At 52.8% G+C, this 1,035-nt stretch carries 2 protein-coding genes; both read right to left on the minus strand.

The genetic code is table 11. The features are described from left to right. Nucleotides 1–279: OprD family outer membrane porin (locus M5B96_RS32320; RefSeq protein ID WP_248801213.1), on the minus strand; the 279-nt coding region annotated here is incomplete at its 3' end. 524 nt (nucleotides 280–803) lie between these two features. Further along, on the minus strand, nucleotides 804–1,035 hold a 232-nt coding region (locus M5B96_RS32325; protein WP_248801215.1), incomplete at its 5' end, for a hypothetical protein.

The raw sequence follows: 1,035 nt of genomic DNA on the forward strand, positions 1-1,035 counted from the left end.
ATCGAGCTTGATGCCGAATTTACCGACAGCATCGAAGCCAAATCCAATCGGTCCGGGCGTATACCCGGACGCGAAGTTGAGAATGAAGCCCTGGGCCCATTCCTGTGACAATGACTGCGTTGTTCCGTGGAGATCGGAGAAGTCCCGGCTGAAAAAGTAGTTGCGGGTCTGCAAGGTCGCCGTGGACTGTTCTAGGAACCCGGTGTCGGCGCCATGTGCCAGGTTCACACCGGCGAAGGTAAAAAACAGCGCACACAGCTTGCCTGTATTTCTGGTCATATTTTCAATTCTCGTTTTTATTAGACATGACTCTCCCGTAGGCCCTTATTCGGGGCTTGCGGGTATGCAGGGGAGGTATGACAGCCAGCAACGTACTGCTCAGGCAGGCGCTGCGTTGTCGAGAGTCATGTTCGCTGCATTGACCAGACGCAGCAAGAGCAACTTTATTCAGATGTCGTTGCTCTGCAGGCAACGAAAAGTGAGGCGGCGATTAGCCTGATGTATGGATTTTGAGAATTAAAGCTGTCGCAGACGCTCCGCAAAATTTGCAGCCTCCAAGATACCTCCAAAGCCACGCAAAACTGTCGCAACCTCTCAACAAGCCTGCCCGACGCATTGCTCTTGAGAATTAAAACTGTCGCACTACGTTCGTGATACTCAGGATGAGATCAATGCAGCCATTTTCAGGTTCTCCTATCTGCTAAAACTTGCCTCTATCTAAATCTGAACAGAATCGAGTGACTGACATAAAAAAAGCCCGACAGCGTCGGGCTTGAGTGAGTGTTGCTGTGGGGCGAGTCAGCTCATGAAGCAAGCAATTCGTCCTTGAGTGACAGTAGCAAATACGGCGTGTCTGGGTCGGTTTCCACCAGGTTGAGTGTCAGCTCCAGGGAGGACTGTTTCGTACTCCGTCCTGTGTGCGGCCGCTGGTAGAGCCCGAAATGAACCTGCCGAGCATCCGGTTGCCGGTGGTGGGCTTTGCTCACGGCGTGCAGCAGATCCAACAGCCGACTCTCGTAGCTTGAACCACACCGA

Origin of the sequence: Pseudomonas sp. MWU13-2105 (assembly GCF_023242315.1) — a bacterium.
GTDB lineage: Bacteria > Pseudomonadota > Gammaproteobacteria > Pseudomonadales > Pseudomonadaceae > Aquipseudomonas.